The sequence below is a fragment of the Actinoplanes sp. NPDC051411 genome (assembly GCF_040682075.1).
Taxonomy (GTDB): domain Bacteria; phylum Actinomycetota; class Actinomycetes; order Mycobacteriales; family Micromonosporaceae; genus Actinoplanes.
Map to the genome: position 1 here is coordinate 23,846 of NZ_JBFBAD010000056.1, position 19,753 is coordinate 43,598.

Sequence of the window (19,753 nt, forward strand, 5' to 3'; positions counted from 1 at the left end):
GCCTTGTCGGCCCGGTTGGCCTTGTCGGCCCGGTTGGCCTTGTCGGCCCGGCTGGCCCTGCCGGACCCGCTGGCTTTGTCGGTCTCGCTGGCGCCGCCGGACTCGCTGGCTTTGTCGGTCTCGCCGGCCACGCTGGCCTTGCCGGTCTCGCCGTGATGGGCACAGGCCAGGTCTCGACCGCGGGGAACGTTTCCGGTCGAAGGTTGGACCGGCAACCGCTCGGCGTCGGTCACCGGGACAGACGGCTCGGATGCCGCCCGGCAACTGCTGGTGCGGTCGGACGGTGGAGCGACATCACCGTGCAGGCGCAGGTTCATCGCCCGGCGGCCATGACGTTGCCGCAGACCCCATTCGCGATGCCGTTTGTGCTCGCGGCGAAACTGCTCGGCCTCGGGCGAATAATTGGGCGCCGCGGTTCGGTCCCGCCAGGATGCCACTTGCGACCGGGGAAAGAACTCGAGCTGCGGCATAAGCTATTTTCCCGCGTTCGGATGAAGAAATGTCAGCCCTACCGGCGTGTCGATCATGCCAAATCCGGTGCGGCAAAAGGATCGTCGGATGTGCGGCCGGCACGAAGCGATTCCGGCCCGGGATTCGAGCGATATGCGGCGCAGTGGCGAGCCGTGTGGGTGGGTGCCGGCCGGTGGGAGCGGATGATGGGTCTGTGCCTCATGAATATCGGGTCTTTCGCAATCCGCCGCCGGCGACGTCGGCCGACGTGGACGCGGCGCTCGGTTGCGGTGACCTGTCCGCCGCGCTCGACGCCATGGTCGGCACCGCGCTGTACGAACGCGGCGACTGGCATGAGCCGCAGGAACTCTATCTCCGGTTGCTCGAGCACGATGACCGGCAGGTCAGTGCTCTTGCCGCGACGTGTCTGGGGCATCTGGCGAGAGTGCACCGTCAGCTGGACGAGGCCCGGGGTGGTGGACGCGCTGCGCCGGAAACGGCCGGTTCCGCACATCGGCGGGACAGCCGCCGACGGGTTGGAGGATATCGAGATCTTGGGCGTGCCCGTTGGCGACGACGCCTGTGGAATGCGGTTCGACGCCGCTGAGGTCAGGGCCAGCTTGTGGAAAGGTCCTCGACGATGTCGAGCAGGGCGTCGCGGTCGGGGTCGGTGACGTCCCTCAGGTGGGCCAGCGCACATGCGGAGGGTGGCAGGTCACTCAGGGGGATGGCGACCACATCGGGGTGCTGGAAATGCTCCGCGAACGGCGCGACCGTCGGGTGCGCGAGGCGGCCCCGCGCCAGGAGGTAGAAGAGCTCGGCGTTGTCGTCGACCGGTGCGTCGACGAACCGGATCGGGCGGCCGGACGGTGTGGTGGCCGGGCAGGTCGCTTCGGCCTGCTCCGGGGTCAGGCCGTACGGTCGCCGGACGTCGTGGCCGGCCAGGTCCTCGATGGACAGATGGGCGCGGTCGGCGAGCGGATGGGTCCGGCCGAGCATCACGACGCGCTGGTCGCCGGCGCTCAACACCGGGCCGACGACGATGTCCGGCTGGTCGAGCGGCAGGCGCGTCACGACGAGGTCGACCTCGCGGCGGCGCAGGGGACCGAGGCGGTCGCCGAACGGCGTGGTGCTCAGCTGCACTGTGGCGCCGGCGTACGTCGTCTCGAAGCGCTCGATGGCGCGGCTCAGGATGTCCACCCCGGAGGCCGCGTTCAGCAGCCCGACCCGGACCACGCCCGGCCCGGGCCCCGGAAGGCGGCTGCCCGCAGCACCCGGTCGAGGCCGGCGACTGCGGGGACGAGTTCGGCGTGCAGGGTCCGCCCGGCCTCGGTGAGTTCGACCACCCGGCTCGTACGGTGGAACAGCTGTTGACCGCCGAGCTTGCGCTCAAGCGCCCGCATGGTCTGGCTGACGCGCGCGGGGGTGAGACCAAGCCGCTCGGCCGTGCGCCCGAAGTGCAGTTCCTCGGCGAGAACGAGGAACAGGCGCAGCTCACGCAGGTCCACGTCCGGCATCGTTAAGCGATGCTACACGGTGCGCGTAGCTGATCGCTGTTGATGCCGCCTGTCCCCTCGGCGAGGGTTGGGCCATGGATCCCGGCGGAATGCTCACGGTGGGCGTGCTCACGCCTCACGCGGCGCCCGGTGCGGAGGTCGAGATGCCCGACATGGCGCGCGGGCGGATCCGTGTCGGGGTCTCAAGGATCTCCGGCGCGGCCGGGTCGGCCTCACCGGACGGCCTGCGCGCACTGGCGCGGGCGGCGGTCCTCGGCGAGGTGCCGGTGGCCGCCGTGGACGTGCTCGCCTACGCGTCGACGACCTCGGGGTACGCCTTGGGCCACGAAGAGGAGTTCGCCCTCGTCGAGCGACTCCACGAGCGGTGGGGAGTGCCGGTGTGCGCCGCGTCCCGGTCCGCGGTGTCGGCGCTGCGGTCCCGGCACATCAAGCGGGTGAGTCTCGTCCACCCGCCGTGGTTCGGGCCCTCGCTCAACGCGCTCGGCGCCGGGTATTTCCGCAGCCAGGGCTTCGAGGTCGTCGATGCTCAGCTGGCGGACCTCCCCGAGGATCCGCGCCGAGTCGAGCCGGCCATGGTCGTCGAGTGGGTCGCGCGGCACCTCAGCCACCGCGCCGAAGCGGTCTTCCTCGGCGGGAACGGCTTCCGGGCCGCTCGTGCCATCCAGCCTCTGGAACGCCGGACCGGACGCCTCGTTCTGGAGGCGAACCAGGTTCTACTGTGGTCGGTCCTCGAAAGTGCCGGCGCACTGCCGGCGGTCGGAGGGTTCGGAATGTTGTTCGACGATCAGGCAACTGAGGAGGAGGCATCATGGGCAAGGTAGTGGCGCAAGCGATCATGTCGCTCGACGGGTATGTCGCCAAGCAGGACAACACCATCGGCCGGCTGTTCGACTGGCTGCAGAACGGGGAGATCGAGATTCCGACTCCCGCCGGCGACTTCGCCGTCCACCTGACGCCGCCGAGCGCGGAACACTGGCGGCGGTGGGTGTCCTCGATCGGCGCGCTGGTGTGCGGCCGCGCGCTGTTCGAAATGGCGCAGGGCTGGCAGGGCCGCCACACGCTGGACGTCCCTGTGGTCGTGGTGACGCACCACGTCCCTTCGGACTGGGTCGAAGCACACCCCGAGGCACCGTTCACCTTCGTGACCGACGGTGTCGCCGCCGCGGTCGGTCATGCGCGGACGCTCGCCGGTGACCGCGACGTCGCGGTCACCGGCGGCACCATCGCCCGGCAGTGCCTCGAACTGGGGTTGCTCGACGAGGTGGCCGTCGATCTCGTCCCGGTCGTGATGGGCGAGGGCAACCGCCCGTTCTTCGGGCCCCTCTCCGCGCAGGACGTCCTGCTCGCCAACCCGACCGTCTGCGTCCAGGGCGACCGGGTCACGCACCTCGTGTTCCCGGTGGTGCGGTGACCGTCAGAGCCGGGCTGATCCCTGGCCTAGACCGGGATCAGGCGGGCCGCGAACGCGACCGTGCCGAGGTCGCCGTCGCGCAGCAACCGGGCCGCCGGGTGCTCGCCCAGGTTCTCGAGCCGGGCCGCGGCCGCCTCGACCAGCTGCGGCTCGGCGTTGAACAGCCGTTTCGCCATCCGCGCCTGCGACGGGCTCAGCTCGGCGAACGCGCACCGCTGCAACGCGTTGATGGTCTCGGCGTCGACCGTCCCGGCGATGACCCGCTCGGTGACGATGGTCAGCAGCCACTCCGGCCACCAGCTGTACCGCCCGACCGCGAGGCTCGACCGTACCGCGACGGCCGGGTCCTGGCCGGCCTTGAGCAGCCGCAGGGTCAGCTCGATGCCGAACCCGTCCAGCCGCAGGGCCGACACGAACGCCCGGATCAGCGGCACCGTGCCGGTCAGCGGCTCGATCTCGGCCGCCGCCTCGGCCCACATGCCCTGCAGCAGCAGGCACTGCGCGTACGCCTCGGCGGTGCCGGCGTCGTCGCCGGTCGACCGCTCGTTGATGCGCTCGACGGTGGCGACGAGGCGGGCGGTGGCCCGGCTCGCGGCCTCGGCCGCCTCCTCGCTGCCCGGCCGGTTCAGGTGCCGCAGCACCGTCTCGGTGGCGATCTCGGCCTCCCGCCGCAGCAGCGCCGACGGGATGGTAGGCGTGATCACGTCACTGAGCGCGTCGGTCAGCGTCCCCGCGTCGAGCCGGTTCGAGCTCTCGTCGAACTGAGCCCACCACGCCGCCGGGTGATTGCGCCGGTCGTAATCGATCACGTTTCTCCCCCTCGTCAACCAGATCCGACCATCCGATCGGCCGGGCCGCAGATCCGCTGAGGGCGAGTTTTCGCCGGCGCTATCCGATGAGGGGCAGGGCGATGCCGAGCGGCCAGGCGACGACCACCGAGCCGACGGCCGCGATCAGCCAGGGCGGCGCGCCGAGGCGGTTGAGGGCCGCGCTCCACAGCGCCTGCCACCCGAACAGCAGTACCAGCGGCGGCACCGCCAGCAGCACGAACCCGTGGGTCAGCCCGGTCACGGCGGCCCCGGTGAGCGCGGCCACCACCACCGCCGAGACGGCCAGCACGGCGAGCGGGTTGCCGCCGGTCGCCCTTTCGGTCCCGTACGCGAGCACCGCGAACCCCGCCCACAACACCGGCACCAGCCACCACCGGGCTCCGACCGGCACCGCGTGGGTCAGCCCGAGGCTCGTCGGCACGGCGATGGCCGCCACCGCGTACGGGATGAGCGGAACCAGACGCCAGCCGTGACCGTTCGTCTGTGCCCGCCTCCGCCAGGTTCCGTATGCCGCCAGGAGCAGCCCGATCACCGAGGTGTAGCCGACGATGAACCCGCCGATGGCGATCGGCAGCTGGTTGGTCGGCAGCCGGGGGGCCAGGAGGACCGCTATGGCCGCCGCGCCGATGGCCACACCCACTGCCCAGACCGCCGCCGGCCGTTCCGTCTTCTCCGTTCTGGCGGGCCCGGTCACGAGCACGCCGGCGAGCGGAAAGAGCCCCACCAGGAACGCCAACGTCAGCAGCGCCGTCCCGCTGATCCGGCGCAACGGCGACGGCAACGGCCGACCAGCGAACGGACCGCCCAGATTCCGGTCGAGCCATTCGACGGTCTCCCGGTGGGCGCGCGGCGCATACAGGATCGAGATGTGCTCGACCCCGGGCACCTCCGACGCCCGCCGGTCCGGCCCGCCGTGGGCGAGGGCGTCGGCCGCCGCCGCCTTGAACCCGGGGAACTCCAGGCCGCCGTACAGCAACAGCAGATGGGCCGGCCGGTCCGTCTCGGCGACCGACGATCCCGGCAGCGACAACGCGACCGTCGCCTTCACCGACGGATGGGCGGCCGCGTAGCGCGTCACCTCGGTCGCCCCCATCGAGTGCCCGACCAGGGCGACCCGCGCCGGATCGACGTCGGGCAGCGAGCGCAGGTGGGCCAGCGCCACGTCGAGGTCGTGCTGCAACGCGTTCACCGAGGCGTCGGTCGCGGCCGCGTCGTCCGGCAGGGGAGAGGTGTTGGCGCCGTGGCCCGCGAAGTCGAGCAGCACGACCACATAGCCCTGGGTGGCCAGCGAATCACCGAACGGTGCCATCAGCTCGGCCGACCCGGAAAACCCATGGGCCACCACCACACCGGGCCGTCGCCCGGTTCCGGCCGGGTGCACCTCGGTCAGGGGTACGCCGTCGGCCGTCACGTGCGTCCGGCGAAGGCCGTGGCCGTCGCCGGCCAGCAGGAGGGCTCCGAGCGCCGCCGCGACCAGCGTCAGCGCGATCAGCCATCGCCTCAAAGGAGGCTGCGGGCGGCGGCCCGGCGCAGCTTGCCCGACGGTGTCTTGGGCAGGGAGCCGGGCGGCAGCACCTTGACCGCCGCGGGACGAACTTCGATCTCGGCCACGATCCGGGAGATTACCTCCCGGCCGACCCGCTCCTCGGCCTCCGGGTCGCCGGCCGCGCGCGACTCGACCAGAACCGCGAACGACTCCCGGGCGCGGTCGTCGCCGGCGGTCAGGCGGACGGCGGCGACGTTTCCGCTGCGCACGTCGGGCACCGTGGCCGCGGCCCGTTCGATGTCGGTCGGGTAGATGTTGCGGCCGCCCATGATGATCACGTCTTTGCGGCGGCCGCAGACCACGACCTGGCCGTCGACCAGGTAGCCCTCGTCGCCGATGTCGAGCCAGCCGTCCGCGTCGCGGGCCGGTTCGTAGCCGGCCGGGGTGAGGTAGCCCTCGGTGACCGAGTCGCCGCGCAGCATGATGCGGCCGACCTCACGGTCGCCGAGCGTGCGGCCGTCCTCGCCCGCCACCCGCACCTCGACGGTGGAGCACGGGCGCCCGAGCTTGGGCAGCCGGCGGACCCCGGCCGAGGCGCCGGACGGGACCGCCCGGCGGTCCGACTCCAGGGCGGGGGCGTCGACCACGTCGAGCAGCATCGAGTCGGCCATCTCGGACAGGGAGATGACCAGCGTGCTCTCGGCCGCGCCGTAGCAGCACTGGATCGCCTCCGGCCGCATGCCGAACCGGGCCCCGGCCGCGATGAACGCCTCCATCGTCGAAGGGTCGATCGGCTCGGCGCCGTTGCCGGCGATCTGGAGCGTGGAGAAGTCGAGCGTGCCGTCGGGCACCCGGGCGAGTTGGCGGGTGAGCACCGCCCACGCGAAGTTGGGCGCGGTGGTGATGGTCGCGTGGTGGCGGCTCATCAGTTCGGCCCACAGCAGCGGGCGGCCGAGGAAGTCGGCCGGGGTGACGCTGACCAGTTCCATCCCGCTGATCATCGGCAGCAGCAGGCAGCCGACCATGCCCATGTCGTGGAACATCGGCAGCCACGACACCATCACGCCGCTCTCGTCCGAGCGCAGGTGGGTGGCCGCGTCGTGGAGGTTGGACCAGAGGTTGCGGTGGGTGATGCGCACGGCCTTGGGCTCGGCGGTCGAGCCGCTGGTGAGCTGGAGCAGGGCGGGGAAGTCCTCCGGTGCGTCGACCGGGGTGAAGTCGGCCGGGCCGCCGGCCGCCGGGTCGGCCATCAGGCCGGCCGCCAGGTGGTACGCGATGCCGTGGGCCTCGAGCACCGGGGCCATCGGCTCGAACGGGGAGCCGATGACGACCACGCGGGCGTCGATCATCTTGAGGACCCGCAGGGTGTCGTCGCGCCAGACCTCGAGGTCGGTGCGGGCGGTCGGCTGGTGCAGCATCGTCATGCTGCCGCCGGCCAGCCAGATGGCCTGGGCCACCGGCGCGATCTCGACCGGCGCCCCGGCCAGCACGGCCACCGCCTGGCCGGGCCGCAGACCGGATCGGGCCAGCCGGCCGGCGATCCGGCGGGCGAGCGCGTGCAGTTCGGTCCACGTGCGACGGAACGGCTCGCCGGGTTCGCCCGTCACCATGCCGGTGCGGGCGCGGGCGGCTATGGCACTCACGTCGTCGACGAATCGGCTCATCGGACCTCCCGCGGGCGGTTTGACCGGTTCAGACTAGGGGATCTCGCCGGGGTGTAGGTCGAGCCGAGGCAGTGTAGTAGATCGACTTCTTTCCGTGTCAGATATTTGACTCAGTCTTAAGGTTCCGCAAAGGGTCCCTTCAAGATCCGGCATCCCCGACATACACCCCGGTCGGAGGGCGGGAACGGCCCCTGACCACAGGCCGTCCGGACCGCTCGGGCCATCCTCGGTCACCCGTATGGCCCCCGGGCTGTGCCCGGGCTGCCGGTGCCGTCCGCTGCCCGAGACCGCGATGATCCGTTTGTCCCTGATGTATGGGGGCGGAGTTACCCTGGGCCGGGTCGTATCCTCGACCCCGGAACACGATGGCTCCTCGGACGACGATGGTTAGCATCTCCTGCGGATGTCGGATCGCCATCGCGGCAAGGTGAACCTTCCCGGAGAGAGACGCAAATTGGACTTTTGGGATCTGACTGTGCTGATCTTTCGCCGGTGGAAGGTTTCGCTGCCACTACTGCTGATAGCGGTCGGGGCAACGCTTTTCGTCGGGCTCACCGCCAAGCCGGACTACACGATGACCGCCTACGTGCAGTTCATTCCGGCCAAGATCGCTGCGACCGACGACCCGGCCGCGGCAACGCTGCGAAACCCGTGGAACCAGCTCGGGGCCAACACGCTGGGTCAGGCTTCCATCTACGCGACGCAGGACCAGAGCTTCCTCGACGCGCTGAAGGCGGCCCACCACACCGACAACTTCACGCTGACCATGACGTACCCGAACCCGATCATCACGATCGAGGTCGTCGGTAAGACCAAGGCTGACGCGCTGGACACCTCCTCGCTCATCCTCAGCCGGCTCCGCGGTGCGGCCGAGTCGCTGCAGCGCAACACCGGGGTCAAGGACGCCGACATCATCGCGACCCAGCGACTCGACCAGGGGTCGAACGTCAAGCCCTCGACGAGCAAGGTGAAGCGGGCGGTCGCGGCCGTGGCCGCGGCCGGCCTCATCCTGACCGCGGGCGGCACGGTCGGCATCGACGCGCTACTGCGCCGCCGGGCGCGCAAGCGCAACGAGCTCGCGGGTGACGCCGACGACGGGCCGCCGAGCCCCGAGACCGGCGCCGCCGGCAACAAGGGCGCGTTCGGTGTCAACGGCCGCGAGTCGGCCGTCGTGGGCGGCGGTGCGCTCAACGGCACGGCCGACGGCATGCCGCGCAACACCCTGCCCGATTCGATCGAACGCACCGCCATCATCATCAAGCGCACCTCGTCGGTGGTGAAACCGCCGCCGCCCAAGCAGCGCCGGTCGCCGGCCGCCACCTACCGCTCGGCCAACGCGCAGAGCGCGGAGGGCGAGGACCAGCCGGAGGAGCCCACGACCACCGCCCCGGCCGACGAGGCCGCGGACACTCCGGCCGACTCCTCCGACGTTCGGGCCGAATCCCCGTCCGAATGGGTCAGCAGCGAGAACGGCAATAAGCCGAAGTAACCGTTCGTCGGTCTGTCGTGACTGTCTGAACGTCCGACAGACCGGCGTCCCGGCCCGGCCATATCCTGGCCGCGCGCCGAACGGGCGTACGTACATCCTTTGCCGGAAGGCAGCTGAGTGGCCGTTGTCGGCTTACTTGCAGCTGCGGCCAACGGGTCGATCGGTGCCACTAGGTTGGGCGACGACCCGGTAGATGGAGGGGGCCAGATGACCGCGGTTACCTGCCGACTGTGCGGTGAACCACTGACCGAGACTTTCGTCGACCTGGGCATGTCGCCGCTGTGCGAGAGCTACGTGCCGGCCGACAAGGTGGACGGACAGGAGTCGTTCTACCCGTTGCACGTACGCATCTGCGGCAACTGCCTTCTGGTGCAGCTGCCGGCGTACGTGGCGGGCGAGGACATCTTCTCCGACTACCTCTACTTCTCGTCGTATTCGACGTCGTGGGTCGAGCACGCCCGGCGCTACGCCGACGACATGACCGAGCGGCTGGGCCTCGGCCCCGACTCGCTCGTCGCCGAGGTGGCCAGCAACGACGGCTACCTTCTGCAGCACTTCGTCGCGGCCGGCATCCCGGTGGTCGGCGTCGAGCCGGCCGGCAACATCGCCGTGGTGGCCCGGGAGAAGGGCATCCGCACCGAGGTCGAGTTCCTCGGCGCCGACACCGGCGCCAAGGTGGCCGCGCAGTACGGACGGGCCGACCTGGTGGCCGGCAACAACGTGTACGCCCACGTCCCCGACATCGTCGACTTCACCGCCGGACTGGCCGCCCTGGTCAAGCCGACCGGCCTGGTGACGCTCGAGTTCCCGCACCTGCTGCGGCTCATGGAGCGCAACCAGTACGACACGATCTATCACGAGCACTACCAGTACCTGTCGCTGCTGACCGCGTCGCGGGCGCTGGCCACGAGCAACCTGGTCGTGGTCGACGTCGACGAGCTGAGCACGCACGGCGGGTCCCTGCGCGTACACGCTCGCCCGGCGGAATCCGCCGGGGAGCCGTCGGCGAACGTCAAGGCCGTCCTGGCCGCCGAAGAGGCGGCCGGGCTGCACACGCTCGAGGGGCACGCCGGGTTCGCCGAGGCGGTCTTCGGCATCAAGCGTGATCTCGTCACCTTCCTGATGAAGGCCCGGGCCGAGGGCAAGACCGTGGTCGGCTACGGCGCCCCGGGCAAGGGCAACACGCTTCTCAACCACTGCGGCATCCGGTCCGACCTGCTGAGCTACACGGTCGACCGCAGCCCGCACAAGCAGGGCTGGTTCCTTCCGGGCACGCACATCCCGATCCACCACCCGGACCGGATCGCCCAGGACCGTCCCGACTACGTCCTCGTGCTGCCCTGGAACCTGCGCACCGAGATCAGCGAGCAGCTGAGCTACGTGCGCGAGTGGGGCGGCCGGCTGGTGTTCCCCATCCCGACGCTCGAGGTGGTGTGACCATGAAGGTGGTGCTGTTCTGCGGCGGCCTCGGCATGCGGATGCGTGAGGGGCCGGCGAGCGCGCCCAAGCCGATGAACATGATCGGCGACCGACCCCTGCTCTGGCACGTGATGCGCTACTACGCGCACTTCGGCCACAAGGACTTCATCCTCTGCCTGGGTTACGGCGCGTCCGTGGTGAAGGACTACTTCCTGCACTACGACGAGGCCCAGTCCAACGACTTCACGATGACGGCCGGTGGCCGCGACATCAAACTGCACAGCACCGACATCAACGACTGGAACATCTCGTTCATCGACACCGGGCTCAACGCGTCGATCGGCGAGCGGCTGATGAAGGTGCGCCCGCTGGTCCAGGACGAGGAGATCTTCCTGGCCAACTACGCCGACACGCTCACCGACGCGCCGCTCGACGAGATGATCGAGCGATTCCAGCGGGCGCCCGAGGCGGTGGTCAGCATGCTGGCGGTGCCCCCGGTCTCGACCCACCACGTGGTCGAGGTGGCCGACGGCGGCGAGGTCACCGGCGTCCGCGCGGTCGCCGAGCTCATGCAGTACGAGAACGGCGGCTACTTCGTCATGCGGCCGACGATCTTCGACGAGCTGCGCGACGGCGAGGACATGGTGCCGTACGCGTTCGACCGCCTGATCCCGCGGCGCAAGCTGTTCGCCAACCGCTACGAGGGTTTCTGGCGCGCGGCCGACACGTTCAAGGACCGGGCCGAGCTGGAAGACATGTTCCATCGTGGACAGTGCCCGTGGATGCTGTGGGACCCCAACCACAACGGCCGGGCCGCGCTGACCGTCTCCGAACTCGTCGGCTGAGGACATGCTCGACTTCCCGCTCACCGGGGTGCGGTCCATGATCGCGGTCGGAGCGCACCCCGACGACATCGAAATCGCGGCCGGCGGCCTGCTGCTGACGCTGGCCGCGGCCAACCCGGGCCTGCGGGTCCACTATGTGCTCTGCACCGGCACCCCGGACCGCCAGGCCGAGGCCCGCGTGGCCGCGGCCGCCTTCCTGCCCGGCGCCGAGCTGACCTTCGCCCTGCACGACCTGCCGGACAGCCGCCTGCCCGCGCACTGGAACGCGACGAAGGACATCGTGCACGAGGCGGCGGCCGCGCTGCCGGGCGCCGAGCTCGTGATCTGCCCGGCCCGCAACGACGCCCACCAGGATCACCGGCTGCTCGCCGAGCTCGCCCCGACGGTCTTCCGCGACCAGTTGGTGCTGCACTACGAGATCCCGAAGTGGGACGGCGACCTGTACCGGCGCAACATCTACGTGCCGCTCTCCGACGAGGCGGCCCGGCGCAAGGTCGAGCTGCTGCACGCGTCGTTCCCGTCCCAGAAGGGCCGGGACTGGTGGGACGACGAGGTGTTCCTGGGGCTGGCGCGCCTGCGGGGCATGGAGTGCCGTTCGCGTTACGCCGAGGCGTACGACTGCAACAAAGCATCTCTGAGACTCGCGTAAAGATCCGAGGGGGGATCGTGACCGTTCTCTACTACGACTCGACCATGCCGGACGACGAGCGCCGGCAGAAACTGTTCGGTGGCGACCTGTTCGTCTACTCGCCCACCGCGCACTCGATGGAACTGGTCGCCTTCGCGCGTGAGATGGCCGAGACGGCCCTGGCGCCCCACTTCCCGCCGGATGCCCAGCACCACATGGACAAGCAGGCGTACGTGGACGTCCTGGCCGACCTGAAGCCGACGTTCATCAACCACGCGCGCAGCAAGGAACTCGTCGCCGGCATCCTGGCCGACCTCGGCGTCAAGCTCGAGGAGGCCTACCTCGACGTGCCGCGGTTGCGCACGATGACCAGTGAATACCTGAACGCCGGTCTGACGCTGCAGTTCGACGCGCACCGCGACACCTGGTTCTCGGCGCCGTTCTCGCAGCTCAACTACTGGATCCCGGTGTACGACGTCGCCGAGGACAACGCGATGGCGTTCCACCCGCGGTACTTCGACAACGGCGTGCGCAACACCTCCCGCGACTACAACTACGCCGAGTGGGTGGCGAACAGCCGGGCCGCGGCGGCCTCCCAGATCGACATGGAGACCCGCAAGCAGCCCGAGGCCGAGGAGGAGGTCGAGCGGCGACCCGACATCCGGGTCATCACGCCGCCCGGCGGCATCCTCATCTTCTCCGGGGCCCAGCTGCACACCACGGTGCCGAACACGTCCGGCCGCACCCGCTTCTCGATCGACTTCCGGGTGGTCAACCGGCGCGACGTCGAGGCGCACCAGGGCGCGGCGAACGTCGACTCCGACTGCACCGGCACCAACCTCGGTGACTTCATGCGGGCCACCGATCTTCAGCGGCTTCCGGCCGAGCTGGTCGGCGAGTACGACACCGCGCCGGCCTGAGCTGACTTTTAGTCAGTTTAATTGCCATTTGTCGGCCGATCAGCGTATTCAGCGTTTGTCCAGCCGGTGCGGGCATGATGGCGTGATGCCGGAAGCGATGCAGGCCTGGGAAGTACGGGACGGGCGCCTTGACCTGCACACTGTCGAGAAACCGGAGGCCGGCGGAGACACGTCGGTGGTCCGGGTCGTCTCGGCCGGTGTGTGCGCCAGCGACGTTGCGAAGTTGACCAAAGAGGTGATACCGACGCCGCCCGGGCAACCGTGGCGGCCCGGACACGAGATCGTCGGCTACGCCGCCGACGCGTACGGCCGGGAGCGCCCGGTGGCGATCAACACGCTCGTGCCGTGTGGTGCGTGCGACCGGTGCCGGGCGGGCGAGATCAACGTCTGCCCGCATCTCCGCCTGATCGGCTGGGCGCTGCCGGGCGGCTTCGCGCCGTTCGTCGAGGTGCCCCGCGCCGGCGTGGTCTCGCTGCCGGACGGCCTGGACGACTCGGTCGCGGTGCTGGCCGACCCCATGGCGGTCGCCGTCCACGGCATCCGGTGCGGCCTCGGCCCACCGGCCGGCCGGCTCGGCGTGATCGGTGGTGGGGCGCTGGGTGTCGCCAGCGCCGCCTACGCGGCCGCCCGGGGCTGGCGCACCGACGTGCTGGTGCGCGACACGTCGCGACTGGCGTCGGTGGCGGGCATCCTCGACGCCACGATCCGCCCGCTCGGCTCGGTCCGCCCGGGGGAGTACGACGCGATCGTCGACGCGGCCGGCGGCAAGGACGACACGGCGTTCGTGGCCGCCCTCGACGCGGTTCGCGACGGCGGGCGCATCGTCGTGCAGACCACCTACCACCCGGGGGTGCGCCTGACGCGGGATCTGCGCGAGCCGATCCGGCGCGGGCTGACCGTCGTCGGGTCGTTCACCTTCTGCCGCAAGGGCGGCGACGACTTCCGGCTCGGGCTCGACTTCCTGGCCGGCCACAGCGACTGGGCCAAGCCGTACGCCGGGCACCGCTATCCGCTCGACGGGCTGCCGCAGGCGCTCGACGACCTGTGCTCGAGGCGCCCCGACCGTCCGGTCAAGGCGGTGCTCGGCATCGGCTGAACCCTCGGCGGCCGGCGCCGGCCGAGGGCACAGGCGAGTTGGTCAGGCGATCAGGAGCTCGGCGTCCACGCCGAGGTCGCGCAGCGCGGCCGCGATCTCCTTCTGGTACGACGGATTCGTGATGATGACCGCGCCCGGCTTGAGCTCGGCCAGCGTCTCCGGCGCGTCCACCCGGTGGGCGGTGACCGGCAGGTAGCGACCCCACTTGCGCGGGTTGACGTCGACCACCGCGGCCAGCCGCTTGTCGGCGTCGGCGAAGGTCAGGAACTGCACGCCGCGCGAGCCGGCCCCCCACAGCACCGGGTTGGCGCCCCGCTCGACCAGTTCGGCGATCCGCGTCCGCCACGCCGTCTGCTCGGCCGCGTTGCGCTCGGCGAAGGTGTCCACCGCGGCCAGCTGGCGTTCCCGCTCGGCCGGCCCGGGAATCGGCTGGTCGCCGAGCCGGGGCTGGTCGCCGGCGTTGACCGAGATCTCGAGGAACCGGAACATCCCGCCGAACAGCGTACCCGTGTCCTCGACCCGCCAGCCGGCCCGCTCGGCGATGCGGACCAGCGAATAGGCGTCGAAATAGGAGACGTGCGGGTAGATGACCTCCCAGCCGGCCGTTGACAGGTCGTAGACCGCGTCGGGCACCTCGATGTAGCCGTAGACCCGGCGGTTGCCGGCCTGCTCGCGCAGGTCGGCCAGGAATTCGTACGGGTCGGCGATGTGCTCGAACCAGTGCCGTGAGGTGAACATGTCGAACTCGGGCAGCGCCGAACCGCGCGGGGCGTAACCGGAGTGGAACTCGGCGCCGGACGGATCGGGGCCCTCGGCGCCCGCGTACATCGCGTCGTAGCCGATGCCCTTCGCCCCGGTGTGGTGGCACAGCTCGCGCAGGAACTCGCCCTGACCGCAACCGATGTCGAGCACCCGCCGGCCGGCCAGCGGGAACCGGCCGGCCAGGTGCTTGACCAGCTCGGCCGAGAACGCCTGGAAGGCCGGGGAGTGGTGGAGGTTGGTGTCCATCGTGGTGTCGTAGACCATCAGCTCCGGGTCGAACGCCACGTTGCGGACGTACGCACACTCCGGGCAGTACGCCATCGTCATCCGGCCGACCGGGCTCTCGGCGGCGGCCGTCGCGTCGGCCCAGTGCACGCCGCACAGCACCGGGATGTCACCCAGATCGGCGAACGGGACGAGCGTGGCCTGCGCGCAGGCGTCACAAAGGCGGGACAAGACATCTCCTCGATCGGGTGCGAGAACGAACCTAGTCGGTGCCGGCCACTGGACCGGATGCGGGTTTGAGCGGCCTGCGGGCCCGCCGGAGGGCGTCGACCCACGCCCGCCGTTCACTGCGGGGCACCGCGGTGAACACGTACGCCAGCATGCCACCGCTGCCGCCGACGGCGAGCTGGACGAAGGAACCGGCCCCGGCGACCGAATGGCTGAGCAGCAGGGCCACCAGCGCGGTGAGCGTGCCCGCCAGCAGCGGCCGGATCAGCCGCCCGGCCAGCGGAGACACGGGGACGCCGACCCGGTGCACGGCGTACGCCATCAGGGGGAACGCGACCAGGACGCCGACCGCACCCTGCGCGAACGCCGCCCCTTCGGCGCCACCGCCCTTGGTCGCGAACCACAGCGCGGGCGCGCAGACGACCAGCCAGCCGACGTTGACCGCCAGGGTCAGGCGGGTGGCGCCGGTGCTGTTCAGGATGTCCTCGCAGAGGCCGGTCACCATGCGGACGACCATGAGGATCATCAGGAACCGCAGGGGAGTGGCGGCCGGCAGCCACTTCGGCCCGTACAGGAACATGATGAGGGGATCGGCCAGCACGGCGATCAGCACGGCGATCGGTATGACGGCCAGGAAGAGCAGGAACAGGCTGCGGGTGACGCCCTTGGACAGGCTGTCCTCGTCGCGCTCGGACAGCCGGGCGAAGCCGGGCAGCGACACGAACCGGACGGCGCCGCCGATGATGCCCGGAGTCCACCCGGAGATGCTCACCCCGAGCATGTACAGGCCGAGCACGCCGGCCCCGAGCACCCGGCCGACGACCACCTTGTCGGACTGCTCGAGGATCGACTGGACGGCGAGGCTGACCGTCAGCGGCAGCCCGAAGGCCAGGAGTTTGCGGGCCACGGCCCGGTCGATGCCGATGCGGAACGGCAGGCGCGCCCACGCGAAGACCAGGATGCTGGTCGTCGCCGAGCTGGCGAGCTGCCCACCGACCAGCGCCATCGCGCCGGCCCCGGCGAACGAGAGCCCGATCGCCACGACCCCGTTGGCCACCACGCCGGCGGCGTTCGCCAGCACGTAGCGGCGCTGCTGGAAGGTGCGCAGCAGATAGGCGCTGCGGACGGCGGTGATGCCGTCGATCAGGACGTTGGCCGTGTAGAGACGGATCGCCCAGGTCGCCTCGGGCACCCCGGAGAAGTGCGCGAACGACGGCGCGAGGAACCAGGTGACGCCGTAGACCAGGAAGCTGCACGACGCCGCGAGCGTGGACGCGGTCGCCGCCATGTCCTCGAGCCGGCCCCGCCACTGGATGGTGGCCGGGATCAGCCCGATGTCGTTGATGTGGATGACGAACTGCATGGCGGCCAGGGCGACCGCGTAGACGCCGAAGTCGTGCGGCGCGAGCAACCGGGCCAGGGCCAGGCTGGTGGCGAAGGAGCCGATCCGGGTGATCCCGTTGCCCAGCAGCCCCCAGGTGAGCCCTCGGCCGGCCTTGCGGCCGAGCGACTCGCTGTCGGGGACGGGACCCGGATCGTCCGGCCGGACCGGTTCGGTGCTGACTGATTCGCTCACGAGATCCTCGCCTTTTTTATGACGGGGAGAACTGGCCTCGGGCAGACTAGCTGAATCACCGGAATGCATTCTCGTCTCGATCATCGAATGAGTCGGGAGTCCAACCGGCACCGGCGAGATATTGTCGCTCTTGTGCGAGGTGGGGCGATATTCCAGAGGCGTCAAGCCGGTGTTCCGGGCGTGTTTGTGTCGTATTCCTGATAGCTGTCCAGGTGCCTGCCATCTGCACCGTGACCGGCGAAGCTCCCGACGGAAGCGCCGAACAGGCAAAGGCTTCAGATGGTTCGGGCCCAATTACCGGCCCGTTGGCGGTTGCCGCGCGCACCCGATTGTTCTAATAGACGCCCGGACCGGTTACCGGGCGGTTATCGGCGCGCGGATCCGAGCTTTCCCGGCGGTCACCCCGCGGGTGCAATGGCCCCGATGCGGTAAAGTGCGCCGGACGGCCCGAGGAAGGAAATCCGGATGTCGAACCCCACGCCGCTGGTGTCCATCGGTCTGCCGGTCCGCAACGCGGGCTCCCGGATAGCCGAGGTGGTGCGCTCGGTGATGGCCCAGGACCATCCGGAGCTCGAACTGGTCATCTCGGACAACGGGTCGACCGACGACACCGAGGACGTCTGCCGCGAGCTCGCCCGCGGCGACAGCCGCATCGCGTACCACCGGCAGCCGGAGAACATCGGCCTCTTCAACAACTTCGTCTTCGCCTCCCGGGCGGCCAAGGGCAGCTACTTCCGGTGGATCGGCGACGACGACCGGCTCGAGCCCCACATGGTCAGCCGGTGCCTGCGGGAGTTCGAGGCCGACCCTCGGCTGGTGCTCGTCACCACCGGCATCGAATACACCGGGCCGGACGGCACGACCGGCACCGAGCCCTACGCGGGCACCGCGATGCGCTCGGACGACCCGGCCGTCCGGTTCGCCGAGTGGATGCGGCTGCTCAACGCCAGCCACCTGCTGCTCGACCCGATGTACGCCCTGCTGCGCCGCGACGTGGTGATCGGCCTGCCCCGGCGCAACATGCTGCACGAGGACGAGATCTTCGCGTCGAAGCTCGCGCTCGCCGGGCCGTGGGGCCACGTCGGGGAGGTGCTCGCCCACCGCAACTGGCGTCCCGACTCGATGTCCGCGCTGGGCCGGCGGCTCGACGTGCCGAAATGGCAGTGGCGCATGCACAACGCGTTGCAGGCGCGCGAGACGATCGCGTGGGTCAACCAGGCCGACCTCACCGACGAGCAGCGCCGCCAGGCGGTCGCCGCGGTCCGCCGGTTCTACCTCGCCCGGCAGTGGAACGTCATCGAGCGCCGCAGCCGGAAGATCGTCCGCATCGCGACCCGTCGTTGAGAGGGTCCGGGCGAACGCCCGGACCGTTCATCCACCGCGCCGTTTCATCCACCGCGCCGTTTCATCCACCGCGCCGTTTCATCCACCGGGCCGTTCATCCACCGCGCCGTTCATCGACCGACGTTCATCCACCGGGCCGTCGGGAGCCGGGCCGTCGGGAGCCGGGCCGTCGGGAGCCGGGCCGTCAGGAGCCGGGCCGTTAGGAGCCGGGCCGTTAGGAGCCGGGCCGTCAGGATTCCGGCTCGATGGCCACCACCGAGATGGACGGCACCTGAGCCCGGCCGATCGCGGCCCCTCCGATCGCGGTCTTCGGCCGGCCGACGAGTTGGGCGGCGGCCTGAGCGGCGGGCTGGGCGGCGGCCTGAGCGGCGGGCTGGGCGGCGGCCTGAGCGGCGGGCTGGGCGGCGGCCTGAGCGGCGGGCTGAGCGGCGGCTTGAGCGGCGGCCTGGGTGCAGGGCTGAGCGGCCGGCTCGGCGGCGGCCGGACCGGCGGGAGGGGCGACGGGCGCCGGATGCCGGCGGGCCAGCACGGCCTCGCGCAGTGCGCTCCAGCTGCGGTAGCGCTGGAACGGGATCTCGAACACCGCGGCGAACCAGCGGGCCGCGACCAGCGACAGCGGAACCACCAGGACGAGCGTCACCAGGAACCGGGGCAGCCCGGCCCGGACGTGCGGGGCGACGATCTTCTCGCCGACCGCCACCACGATCGGCGCGTGGATCAGGTAGAGGCTGTAGGAGAACGTCCCCAGCCGGCGGATCGGGCGGGTGTCGAGCAGCCGTCGCAGCGGACGGGGCCGCCCGGTCGCCACGGCGGCCAGCAGCAGGGCGATGGCCGGCGCGCAGGCCAGGTCGACCCAGAACAGCTCGTCGGCGAACCGGCTGGTGCTGCGCAGCACCAGCCAGGCCAGCACCGGCAGGGCGGCCGCGAGCGCGAACCACTGCCATGGCAACCGGCGTACGCGATCGGTGGCCCGCAGGATGCCCGCGGCGGCCAGGCCGACCGCGAAGAGGAGGGCGAACTGCGGCGTCAGCCGCAGGAGCAGGTTGACCGCCGCGACGTGCGGCGCGAGCACGCCGACCGCGGCCACCGCCACGGTCACCACGGACACCATGACCGCGGTGCCGGCCCGGCGCAGCAGCACCAGCATAAGCGGGAAGACCACGTAGAGCTGGGCCTCGACCGCGATCGACCAGAACGCGCCGTTGGGCGTGGGCGAGCCGATCACGTCCTGCAGCAGCAGGCCGTAGGCGACCACCGACTTGCCGGTCGGCGCCAGCTCGTCGGGCTGGGGAACCACGGTCCACGCGATGATCAGGCTGAACACCAGCGCGGCCCAGTACGGCGGCAGGATGCGCCAGGCCCGGCGGTAGGCGAACCGGGCCCGTCCGCCGAGCTGCCAGTCCCGCCGGGCCGGCCCGATGCCGAGCGAGAAGCCGGACAGCGTGATGAACACGACGACCGCGAGATGCCCGTACAGAAGCCAGGAGAGCCACCGGGGACCGGTGTTGGCCGGGAAGCCCGGGTACGACAAAAGGTATGTGTGGTGCAGGACGACGAACAGGGCGGCCAGGCCGCGGATGCCGTCCAGACCGGACACGCGGCGGTCGTCGGTGACTTCGGTGCTCATGGTTCCTCTCACCCGGGTCGAGGGCACAGCCGAGTGTGCCAAGGCGGCGCACGGTGCGGGTGACGACCGGGGGCGCGCTGATCGGGTCGCTGGCAAGCCATCCTGAAACGCCCGATCGGGCAGGCACATCGGTTGTTCGGCCGGACCGGATGCCCCTTCGTCGCTGTGCTGGTCGGCCGACCCCGGTCGCGTGTCGGCATAACGACTCAACCGTCCAGGCATATCTGTCCGGCGGT

18 protein-coding genes are annotated in these 19,753 nt (G+C 70.8%); 10 read left to right on the forward strand and 8 right to left on the reverse strand.

The window, feature by feature from the left end; genetic code table 11:
- Positions 1-664: 664 nt before the first annotated feature.
- Complete coding sequence (locus tag AB0M88_RS28290; protein WP_364107406.1) at positions 665-1,057, forward strand: hypothetical protein; 393 nt, start codon at positions 665-667, stop codon at positions 1,055-1,057.
- A 2-nt stretch (positions 1,058-1,059) separates the two neighbouring features.
- Here AB0M88_RS28290 and AB0M88_RS28295 read toward each other — a convergent pair whose 3' ends face one another.
- Positions 1,060-1,686 (reverse strand): LysR substrate-binding domain-containing protein, encoded by a 627-nt coding sequence (locus AB0M88_RS28295; RefSeq protein WP_364107408.1) that lies wholly within the window; start codon positions 1,684-1,686, stop codon positions 1,060-1,062.
- Positions 1,665-1,967 carry a LysR family transcriptional regulator gene (locus AB0M88_RS28300; protein ID WP_364107410.1) on the reverse strand — a complete coding sequence of 101 codons (303 nt, stop codon included), beginning with the start codon at positions 1,965-1,967 and terminating at the stop codon, positions 1,665-1,667. Before AB0M88_RS28300 ends, AB0M88_RS28295 begins: the two co-directional genes overlap by 22 nt.
- A 74-nt stretch (positions 1,968-2,041) precedes the next feature.
- Here AB0M88_RS28300 and AB0M88_RS28305 point away from each other — a divergent pair, with 74 nt between their 5' ends.
- Complete coding sequence (locus AB0M88_RS28305) at positions 2,042-2,788, forward strand: hypothetical protein (RefSeq protein ID WP_364107412.1); 747 nt, start codon at positions 2,042-2,044, stop codon at positions 2,786-2,788.
- A complete protein-coding gene (locus AB0M88_RS28310; RefSeq protein ID WP_364107414.1) occupies positions 2,776-3,378 on the forward strand; it encodes a dihydrofolate reductase family protein in 603 nt (200 codons plus the stop codon). The genes AB0M88_RS28305 and AB0M88_RS28310 overlap by 13 nt, the downstream gene beginning before the upstream one ends.
- A gap of 26 nt (positions 3,379-3,404) precedes the next feature.
- Here the strand turns inward: AB0M88_RS28310 and AB0M88_RS28315 are convergent, their stop codons facing one another.
- The 3 genes from AB0M88_RS28315 to AB0M88_RS28325 all read right to left on the reverse strand — a co-directional run bounded on the left by AB0M88_RS28315 (position 3,405) and on the right by AB0M88_RS28325 (position 7,358).
- Positions 3,405-4,187 (reverse strand): hypothetical protein, encoded by a 783-nt coding sequence (locus AB0M88_RS28315; protein WP_364107416.1) that lies wholly within the window; start codon positions 4,185-4,187, stop codon positions 3,405-3,407.
- Between the two features lie 79 nt (positions 4,188-4,266).
- Complete coding sequence (locus tag AB0M88_RS28320; RefSeq protein WP_364107419.1) at positions 4,267-5,712, reverse strand: alpha/beta fold hydrolase; 1,446 nt, start codon at positions 5,710-5,712, stop codon at positions 4,267-4,269.
- Positions 5,709-7,358: a fatty acyl-AMP ligase gene (locus AB0M88_RS28325; RefSeq protein WP_364107421.1), complete on the reverse strand. Its 1,650-nt coding sequence runs from the start codon at positions 7,356-7,358 to the stop codon at positions 5,709-5,711. The genes AB0M88_RS28320 and AB0M88_RS28325 overlap by 4 nt, the downstream gene beginning before the upstream one ends.
- A 475-nt stretch (positions 7,359-7,833) precedes the next feature.
- Here AB0M88_RS28325 and AB0M88_RS28330 point away from each other — a divergent pair, with 475 nt between their 5' ends.
- The 6 genes from AB0M88_RS28330 (at position 7,834) to AB0M88_RS28355 (ending at position 13,755) form a co-directional block, all read left to right on the forward strand.
- Positions 7,834-8,847 (forward strand): hypothetical protein, encoded by a 1,014-nt coding sequence (locus AB0M88_RS28330; protein WP_364107423.1) that lies wholly within the window; start codon positions 7,834-7,836, stop codon positions 8,845-8,847.
- Between the two features lie 207 nt (positions 8,848-9,054).
- On the forward strand, positions 9,055-10,284 hold the full coding sequence (locus AB0M88_RS28335; RefSeq protein ID WP_364107426.1) for a class I SAM-dependent methyltransferase: 1,230 nt from the start codon (positions 9,055-9,057) through the stop codon (positions 10,282-10,284).
- Positions 10,285-10,286: 2 nt separating this feature from the next.
- Positions 10,287-11,111 carry a glucose-1-phosphate cytidylyltransferase gene (locus tag AB0M88_RS28340; protein WP_364107428.1) on the forward strand — a complete coding sequence of 275 codons (825 nt, stop codon included), beginning with the start codon at positions 10,287-10,289 and terminating at the stop codon, positions 11,109-11,111.
- 4 nt (positions 11,112-11,115) lie between these two features.
- A complete protein-coding gene (locus tag AB0M88_RS28345) occupies positions 11,116-11,760 on the forward strand; it encodes a PIG-L family deacetylase (protein WP_364107430.1) in 645 nt (214 codons plus the stop codon).
- Between the two features lie 17 nt (positions 11,761-11,777).
- Positions 11,778-12,659 (forward strand): phytanoyl-CoA dioxygenase family protein, encoded by an 882-nt coding sequence (locus AB0M88_RS28350; RefSeq protein WP_364107432.1) that lies wholly within the window; start codon positions 11,778-11,780, stop codon positions 12,657-12,659.
- Positions 12,660-12,744: 85 nt separating this feature from the next.
- Positions 12,745-13,755: an alcohol dehydrogenase catalytic domain-containing protein gene (locus AB0M88_RS28355; protein WP_364107434.1), complete on the forward strand. Its 1,011-nt coding sequence runs from the start codon at positions 12,745-12,747 to the stop codon at positions 13,753-13,755.
- Positions 13,756-13,797: 42 nt separating this feature from the next.
- Here AB0M88_RS28355 and AB0M88_RS28360 read toward each other — a convergent pair whose 3' ends face one another.
- Positions 13,798-14,973 (reverse strand): class I SAM-dependent methyltransferase, encoded by a 1,176-nt coding sequence (locus tag AB0M88_RS28360; protein WP_364107436.1) that lies wholly within the window; start codon positions 14,971-14,973, stop codon positions 13,798-13,800.
- Between the two features lie 31 nt (positions 14,974-15,004).
- Positions 15,005-16,546, reverse strand: coding sequence for an oligosaccharide flippase family protein (locus AB0M88_RS28365; RefSeq protein WP_364107438.1), 1,542 nt, complete (start codon positions 16,544-16,546; stop codon positions 15,005-15,007).
- A gap of 465 nt (positions 16,547-17,011) precedes the next feature.
- Between AB0M88_RS28365 and AB0M88_RS28370 the strand changes: the two genes are divergently transcribed.
- Positions 17,012-17,890, forward strand: a complete 879-nt coding sequence (locus AB0M88_RS28370) for a glycosyltransferase family 2 protein (protein ID WP_364107441.1) — start codon at positions 17,012-17,014, stop codon at positions 17,888-17,890.
- 229 nt (positions 17,891-18,119) lie between these two features.
- Here the strand turns inward: AB0M88_RS28370 and AB0M88_RS28375 are convergent, their stop codons facing one another.
- Positions 18,120-19,517 carry an acyltransferase gene (locus AB0M88_RS28375; protein ID WP_364107443.1) on the reverse strand — a complete coding sequence of 466 codons (1,398 nt, stop codon included), beginning with the start codon at positions 19,515-19,517 and terminating at the stop codon, positions 18,120-18,122.
- Positions 19,518-19,753 lie beyond the last annotated feature (236 nt).